This is a genomic window from Vibrio profundi (genome assembly GCF_043642225.1).
In the GTDB taxonomy this organism is placed as follows: Bacteria; Pseudomonadota; Gammaproteobacteria; order Enterobacterales; family Vibrionaceae; genus Vibrio; species Vibrio profundi_A.
In genome coordinates this window covers 80,047-88,528 of record NZ_JBHZSF010000017.1, presented here as the reverse complement: position 1 = coordinate 88,528, position 8,482 = coordinate 80,047, and the positions used below count along the sequence as shown (strand labels likewise).

General features: G+C 43.5%; 7 protein-coding genes and 1 pseudogene. 2 read left to right on the top strand and 6 right to left on the bottom strand.

The annotated features are described in order from the left end of the window. Positions 1-99: 99 nt before the first annotated feature. Positions 100-204, top strand: a pseudogene (locus tag ACHUFI_RS19900) (integrase); the annotation flags it as partial. 118 nt (positions 205-322) lie between these two features. On the opposite strand, the gene ACHUFI_RS19895 reads toward ACHUFI_RS19900, so the two are convergent. Then, on the bottom strand, positions 323-1,369 hold the full coding sequence (locus tag ACHUFI_RS19895; RefSeq protein ID WP_394252336.1) for a GMP reductase: 1,047 nt from the start codon (positions 1,367-1,369) through the stop codon (positions 323-325). A gap of 555 nt (positions 1,370-1,924) precedes the next feature. Between ACHUFI_RS19895 and ACHUFI_RS19890 the strand changes: the two genes are divergently transcribed. Beyond that, positions 1,925-2,479: an outer membrane beta-barrel protein gene (locus tag ACHUFI_RS19890; RefSeq protein WP_394252334.1), complete on the top strand. Its 555-nt coding sequence runs from the start codon at positions 1,925-1,927 to the stop codon at positions 2,477-2,479. A 102-nt stretch (positions 2,480-2,581) separates the two neighbouring features. Here ACHUFI_RS19890 and ACHUFI_RS19885 read toward each other — a convergent pair whose 3' ends face one another. The 5 genes from ACHUFI_RS19885 to ACHUFI_RS19865 form a co-directional block, all read right to left on the bottom strand. Next, complete coding sequence (locus ACHUFI_RS19885; protein WP_394252332.1) at positions 2,582-4,063, bottom strand: NAD(P)H-hydrate dehydratase; 1,482 nt, start codon at positions 4,061-4,063, stop codon at positions 2,582-2,584. A 99-nt stretch (positions 4,064-4,162) separates the two neighbouring features. Further along, on the bottom strand, positions 4,163-4,600 hold the full coding sequence (locus tag ACHUFI_RS19880) for a PAS domain-containing protein (protein ID WP_394252330.1): 438 nt from the start codon (positions 4,598-4,600) through the stop codon (positions 4,163-4,165). A gap of 2 nt (positions 4,601-4,602) precedes the next feature. After that, a complete protein-coding gene (locus ACHUFI_RS19875; protein ID WP_394252328.1) occupies positions 4,603-5,607 on the bottom strand; it encodes a response regulator in 1,005 nt (334 codons plus the stop codon). A 196-nt stretch (positions 5,608-5,803) separates the two neighbouring features. Then, positions 5,804-6,049 (bottom strand): hypothetical protein, encoded by a 246-nt coding sequence (locus tag ACHUFI_RS19870; protein WP_394252326.1) that lies wholly within the window; start codon positions 6,047-6,049, stop codon positions 5,804-5,806. Between the two features lie 191 nt (positions 6,050-6,240). Further along, a complete protein-coding gene (locus ACHUFI_RS19865) occupies positions 6,241-8,136 on the bottom strand; it encodes a methyl-accepting chemotaxis protein (RefSeq protein WP_394252325.1) in 1,896 nt (631 codons plus the stop codon). Positions 8,137-8,482 lie beyond the last annotated feature (346 nt).

Genomic DNA, 8,482 nt, shown 5'->3' with positions numbered 1-8,482 from the left:
ATAATCGAACGAGAAGGCACAGTGCTCTTGGGTACCTAAGCCCAATGAACTTTGAAAAGCAAAATGTCGCTTAGTTAAGTGTCCAGTTTGACTGGAGCAGATCATTTGGGTCACGCTGACATAAGTATGACAATGCGCTATGCCCACTTCGCACCTGATCACCTATCTGAAGCCATTATCCATAACCCTCTTTCAAACCTGTAACCTGTCGCCACAAAATTTTTTGCTCGGCTGTCGCCACTTAGCAATTTTCAAGCAAAAAAAGAGCCACTAAACAGTGGCTCTTTTTTCTCAATTCAAAACATCGTTTCAAACAGTAAGATTACTTATCTTTACCGAAAACATTGTTCTCTTGCTCTTGTACACGGATGAAAGTAGTACGCTTAGTTAGCTCTTTAAGCTTTGCTGCGCCTACGTATGTACAAGTTGAACGTACACCACCAAGGATGTCTGAGATAGTGTCATTTACGTCGCCACGGAATGGAAGTAAAACAGTTTTACCTTCAGCCGCACGGTACTTAGCAACGCCACCAGAGTGCTTAGCCATTGCCGACTCTGAAGACATGCCGTAGAACTTCATGAACTTCTCGCCGTCTTTTTCGATCACTTCACCGCCAGACTGTTCGTGGCCTGCTAGCATACCACCAAGCATTACGAAATCAGCACCGCCACCGAATGCTTTCGCTACGTCACCAGCACATGCACAGCCACCGTCACCAATGATCATACCGCCAAGGCCGTGAGCTGCGTCTGCACACTCAATGATTGCAGAAAGTTGAGGGTAACCAACACCTGTCTTAACACGTGTTGTACATACTGAACCAGGGCCGATACCCACTTTAACGATATCTGCACCAGCTAAGATTAGCTCCTCACACATATCGCCAGTTACAACGTTACCAGCAGAGATAGTTTTTGTTGGGAATTCAGCACGTACTTTTTGTACGAATTCAACTAGGTGCTCTGAGTAACCGTTCGCGATATCGATACAGATAAACTCAAGATCTTCGCTTAGTGCTAGGATTTCTTTAGTCTTGTCGAAGTCACGCGCTGATGTACCAGTTGAAACGAAAACTTTGTTAAGTGTTTCTTTATCTGCATTTTTTACAAAATCAGCCCACTGCTCGATTGTGTAATGCTTATGCATTGCTGTCATTACACCGTGCTTCGCAAGCTCAGTAGCCATTTCAAAGCTACCTACCGAATCCATATTGGCTGCAATAACAGGTGTGCCAGACCATTGACGGCCACTATGCTTGAATGTAAAATCGCGGGTTAAATTTACTTGAGAACGGCTTTTTAGTGTTGAACGCTTAGGGCGAAACAGTACATCTTTAAAACCTAACTTAAGTTCTTGTTCGATACGCATGGTGTATTTCCTTGATTCATTGATATATGTGTCACTCGCAATGTGCGTTGTAAACCGTTGGCAGACGGAATTACATTTCTTTCGGACACAAAAAAACCGGAGCGTTGGCAGACGCTCCGGTTTTCAGCATTATAGGTCGTGATTTAATAACAGCAAGTCTGATATTTTCATTTTTTTTGTGATACCATACGGAAGATTACATACCTACAATTCTTCGATTTTCCATATATTTACACTCCCCCCAGTAAAATCATCAACTTATAACGAAACGCTTGCGCAATCCTTTGCCTTTTTTCACCGTTGGATTCGAAAGCGTCAGGTTAAAACTTCCCCACTCCATCCGGTTCGAACTAATAAGTCACATAAATTTGGTATTTTTCTTCGCCAAAATCATGCGCTTTTAGGCAATTTTTCGCACTTTTCTGGAAAATAAATTTAATTTTCTGATGATTTCATGGCTTGGATTGATTTTTGCTTATATTTACTACAAAGGAATTTTATTGCCGGGTACAACATTGTTACTTGGCAGCTCGAATATTAGGCAGGAATTAGCGAATGAAAAATCTTAAGATGACACTTCCCGTTGCAAGCATTTTAATCGCACTAAGCAGCGCAAGCTTCGCACAATCAGGACCGGGCGTTTTTTATACCAATGTCGGAGCCACCATGATTTCAGACGGCTCAGATTCGGAAACCGCCTATTTCGGACAAGCCGGATATAGCTATTACTTTAATGATTTCCTAGCGATTGACGCTAGTTACAGACACACTTCCACCATCGACAGCTCAGTTTCATCTGCGGCCGATGGGTTTGCCTCTAAGTACGATTCATATAGCCTTGGGTTAAAAGTAGAACAGGGCTTAGGCGGGTTTAGTATATACGGTAGTGGTGGTGCGAGCTACATCACCTCTGAGACTACTCGTTGGAACACCGCGACAAACGCTGCCGAAACAACCTCAGACGATAGCATTAAGCCTTATGCTACTGCAGGTATCAAATTTGCGCCGTTAGGCTCACCTCTTTTACTCGATGCATCGATGACATATCAAATGCTGCCTAATAAAGAAAGCGCTACATCGGTTGCCGCTGGCGTGTACTTAATGTTCTAAGCCCTTCAGCAGAATAAGGAACGATCTTGAATAGAGCATCATTCCATCTTATCACTAAGGTTTATGTGCTAGTAGATTGAGTGCGGTAGCGGACAATCGCACTCAATTAAGTAACCTTCGAATCTTAGAAAACAGATCGCTTGCTAATAGTCCAAGTTCCCCGTCCTGCTCGCGGCAATGATCCGCAGCGCTACTATGTAGCATTGTGCCTAGTAGGGCTGCATCCCTGACATTAAGTCCCTGAGCAAGCAAACTGGCAATCACACCAGATAAAACATCCCCCATACCGCCTACTGCCATACCTGGGTTACCCGCGGAGCATACGAAAGTATTTTCGCCGTTATCGATTAAGGTTCCCGCACCTTTCAATACCACCACTCCACCGTATTGTTTCCTTAGTTCACGAGCTGCAGAATAGCGATCACCTTCCACAACTGGAACCGAACAACCAAGTAACCGTGCTGCTTCTCCGGGGTGAGGCGTGATCACACGGTTATTATCCACCCTCGGAGATTTAGCGAGGAGATTAAGCCCATCAGCATCGAAAACTTTGGGCACATCAAGTTCGGAGACTTGAGTGAATAAAGCGGAAGCTTGTGACTCAATGCCTAGCCCCGGCCCAAACAGAATTGCCGACGCCCAATTCAGTCGACTTTGTAAAGCTGTCGAATCATCCCAATCACAATACATCGCCTCGGGCGTTCTAGTGAGTAGCGCTGATAAATGCCTTTCATGAGTCGCTGTACATACTAACCCTGCTCCTGAACGCAGTGCAGCTTCAGTGGCAAGCAAGATTGCCCCTCCCGCTCCGAGTTGCCCTCCAATAGACAAAAGCCTACCGTGATTCCCTTTATGGGCAGTAGGAATTCGTATAGGAATAAGATTTTCGACGCTTTGAAAATCCAGTAAATGAACCTGCGATCCGACACTTGAACAGAACTCGCTTTCTACCCCCAAGCCAGCAAAGTGAACTTTTCCGACGACTTGGCGTGCCTGTCCCGTATATAACCCCTTCTTTCGACCAATGAATGTGACAGTGTTAGTTGCACATATACTCGCCCCCAACAAGGTACCGGTATCGGCACACAGCCCTGAGGGCACATCAACCGAAATAATTGGCGCTGAGTGCTGATTCAGTTTATGGATGATGTCTGAGAGATTATCGCGTACTTGGCCTTTCAAACCAGTCCCAAGTAAAGCGTCGACGATAAGATCCACTTCTTTGCCTAGCTTCAAGGCTTCTGGGTTTGAGATTTCCTCTACACTGCCACCCGCATTCGTCCAACAATCAAATGCCGTTCTCGCGTCCCCCTCGATTTTTGCCAACGCACCTACGTGAACAAGCGTTACCGTTAAGCCTTTCTGTTTGGCAAGGCGAGCTACAACATAACCATCGCCACCATTATTTCCATTCCCGCACATCACGAGGATATTTCGAATATTCGGGTAAAGCTCAATTATGGTCTCGAATACCGCGCTGCCGGCACGCTCCATTAGTGTGTACATTTCAACGCCGGCCAGGCGAGCGGCAACCCGTTCACCTTGTCTCACCTTTTCACTTGAATACAAAAAGAAACTGTCCATTTTCCCTCTTGATTATGTCCATTCTTTTTCAAGCTTAGACAAAAAAGCCAAGGCGTTAACCTTGGCTTTTTAGATCTGACTGTAATGTCACTTTAAATACTATCCATTTAGTGACACGAGCGCTTCTGCCGTGGCGTCCTGAATAGATAAAAACATCGAATTGATTTGTCCAGTTGGCGTTCTCATCGGATTGAGAGTGACATTCTGATACATGAACTCTGCTTGCTGAGTGACTGGCCTAACGTTTCGGCATTTGAATAGGTACGGTCTCTGTTGCCAAGTAATGAAGCTACGGCAGCCTAAATCATAAACAGGCTTAGTTTTTAATCGGAACCAATCTTCAGGAATTTCAGGGAAAAGGTCAAAGATCGATTTACCAATAGCATCATGCGACTGCTTACCACTGTGGTGAGTCATAAACCCATTCCACACTTGTACGTTATAGTCCTTATCGATAACAATAAGTCCCATATCGACATTCTGCACCATGTCCACCATCCAGTGGAATTGCTCAAATTCTGCAGGAAGATTTAGCATTCTTAGAATTCCTCCATGAGATACGCTAGCTTGTTGTCTAATAACGGCAACGACTCATCGACAAACATAAACAGCAAATCACAGCGGATGGAAGTGCCGTCTATATTGTAGCTAACCTCGAAAGTCATGGTTTTCTGAAAAGAACCGGCGGTGTTGGCAATAACTGAATCGATTGAAATATGCTGCCCCAAAAGTACCGGAGAGCTTTGGAAGAAGCGCACTTCAGATTGTTCACCTAGACCATTCAAAAAAGAGCCGACCAGAATGTTCGATACATCCATAAGCAACTCTAATTCTTCAAGCTCTTCACTGTCTGTCGGAACTTTCATTAGTTTTTTAAGGTCGGCCACACTTGAATCACTTAGCAGCACTAAAGCTTCACCAGCGATCCCTTCACCACTAAAGCCTTGGCACACACCTGACACCTGATCGTTTTCTGCAAGATCACGCAAGGCCATATGAAGCTCGCTGACTTCAAATATATTTACATTCGGCAATGGCAAATGAACAAACACATCAAAGTGGCGGGCTAACGCGTCCGCAGCTCGACCTATCGCTACGTTGGCCACTTCCATATAGATATCTCTGCGGCGAAGTATTGGGAGATCAAGTGGTTGAGGAGCGACAATCTGTGGTTGCTGTGGCGGTTCAACGAGCTCTTTGAGCACCGCCTTAAGCTTTTCTTTGTCGATTGGTTTTTGTAAAAAAGCTTTTGCCCCTAGAGACATCACTTTTTCTTGCGCTTTAGGCTGAATATCACCAGAAACCACCACAACAGGCGTTGGATTGCCTAAGCGCTGCATTTCTTCCAATGTCCCATAGCCATCAAGTTCTGGCATGGTAAGGTCAAGGAACATTAGTTTAAATTCGTTGTTACTTAACTCTTCTAACGCGTTAAGCCCATGTACCGCAAAGGTAATATCGGCGTTAAGAGTTGCGGGCAGAGAGCGCGCCATTTGCTTTCGAGCAAGCGCAGAATCATCACAAATGAGAACGGGAAACGACATTCATCCACCACTAATAATTTAACTTATAAATATCAGTGTAACAGATTGTTTTGAACCCAGATACAGAACAGCGGTTCTTAAGAGGTAGGATTTGTTAGCTTTTTCTAGCACTAAATTTACATGTTCAGCATAAGACTTTGATCTTACTTGGTTAATATTCATTTCAAGCATATTAACCAAGTAACAAAATTAACAATTAGAGCTGGTAAGATGGCCATAAAATAAGTAGCGCGAAACGAAGAATCACAGCAAAAACCAGTAAAGCAATGCCTAGACGGTACCATTTATACTCTGCGACATTCATTGGAATACGCTTGTAAAACATAGTGATAACACCTTTCCAATCTTGGCTACGCTTTCCGTATTGCATCACACTGGTTAGAACGAACAGCGCGCCCAAAATAAGCATGCCTTTTTCTGCCCAAAAAATTCCGACTTCCATTTCTATAATCCTTCTGGCGATTTGAACCTTTTTATATTACTCACAAAACTTCGAACCTTCTGTACGACCATGGTCTAGTGATCAATTCACAGCAAAAATAGGAGACAAATAACGGGATAATAAAGAAAGGAGGCTTAAAGGAAGGTTTATTGGGTTCAGGTGACTTAGATACCCACCTGAACCCAAGGAGCTTATCCAAGTTTGAAGTTAGCGACTTGGCGTTTTAAATCATCATTAGACTCTTGAAGCATCACACCCGCTTCTACGGTTTGTTGGCCACTATTCACCAATGTTTCGACAATATCTCGAATCGAAAGCATGTTGCGGCTGAGCTCTTCCGCTACCGTACTTTGCTCCTCTGTTGCCGCTGAAATTTGAGTACTGACATCATCAATCTCTTTCACAGAGTCACACATCAAAGTAAGGCTATCGGAAACTTCTGATGTTTTTTCTGCCGTTTCTTGGCATTGTCGCTTAGTCGCTTCCATCGCTTTCACGACGCTTTCTGTACCTCCAAGTAATTGACTTAACATATCGGAGATTTCCGTGGTGCTATTTTGCGTACGCGCTGCCAAGGCTCTTACTTCATCTGCTACTACAGCAAAGCCTCTTCCTTGTTCCCCAGCTCGCGCGGCCTCAATTGCCGCATTCAGTGCCAATAAGTTGGTCTGTTCAGAGATTTCTCCAATCACTGTTAAGACATTACTAATCTTATTCGCATCTTGGTTCATCCGGATTATGCTGTTAGACATGTCGTCAACTTCAGACACCAGCGCACTCACTGTCGTCACCGCATTATTCACAATGCTTAATGAAGATTGAGCTTCTTTACTCGCTTCCTCGGTAATACGATTTGATTGGTGAACATTCTCGGCAACAGTGCGTGCACTCTCGCTCATTTCAGTGATTGCGGTAACCACTTGCTCTGTTTCAGCTGAATGAGTGACAAGCTGTGATTCATTATCTCTCGCAGTACTTCCTAGCTGATTAATGCTGACAGAGATATTTTGGCTTGCCTGAGAAATGTGCAGCATCATGTCTTGGAGGTTTTCTACAAAGCGGTTAAAACCAAGGCTAATTTTTGCTAAGTCGTCATCTCCATCGACTTCTAGTCGTTGGGTTAAATCACCATCTCCCTGAGACAGATCTAACACTGCCGATTTAAGTTTAAGTACTGGCTTATAAGCGTAATGAACAATAATTGAAATAGACCCAAGACTTATCAGCAATAGAATTGCCCCGGTAATGAAAGAGTGATTCATGGCCGCAAAGACGCCCGTTAATGCAGAATCCTGATCAACAAACACCATTAACGTCCAATACATATCATCGGTTAAATTTACTCGTTGAAAGTATCCATCGAATTGTATGCCCAAATATGGAAAAACTAGATGGCCTTTAGTTTGGTTAAAGAAGGCCTTTTCCATTTCAATAAAGTTAGAACTTATTTGCGACGGTGTACGTCCGATATCATTTGGATCATCGCTTGCAAAGAAGACGGCATTATTATCAGTTAAAGTGGCGGCCCCACCGGCAAAGCGCATATTACTCACTGCGGTAATAATGTCGCCAAGTTGAATATCCCCAAGCAGTACCCCTATCACCTTACCGTTCTGCCTAACAGGCATGGTTACACTAATCACTTCTTGTTTAGTGACCTGATCCTGATAGATGCCAGTCAAAGTAACGCCTGAAGCGTTCAACGCATTTTTGTACCAATCGCGAGTCCGAAAATCTGGCTTGTCACCTGCTAACGACATATAAGTTCTGCCATCTTCATAAGTCATAATGACATTCGAGATATCAGAGCTACTCGCTAGTACGTTGACCAAGTTTTGATTTTCTGACTCAGATAACTCGTTATCAAATATGTCTGCGCCTTTCGCAATCACATTGATCTTAAAGTCCATCATTTGCTCTAGTTCAGTGACGTGAAAGCCTAACTTGTCCTCCGTTTTAGAAACCAACGCCGTTACCATTTTTTCTTTCATTGATAACATGTTGAGTGTTCCAAGTACGATGAGGGACACTGCAACTAGCGCCCCTACGCCTAAGTATATCCTTGATTTAAAGCCTAAATTCTTCATAAAGCCCTCACTACTTAGCAAGTCGAATCGTGAATAATAGTGATATTCAGTCTGTTTTATTATTCTCACTAAGCCCAAATACAGCTTATTGTGGATTGCTCAACCAACTATCACCCATCTAACCAATGCACTTAAAAAATATGCACGTTGACACATAACAATTAGTGGATAGCTCACCAATAAGCAATCAAAGCTCGACTAAATTAGAGTATTTATTTGACTATTAATTAACCACTCATTAAAACAGGCCAACTTTGTGGGCCAGCTTGCATTTTGGAATCAAAATCACATTTATAAAATCATCAAACTATAGTCACATTATGCAGCTCGTCTGCATTGGCTAGGC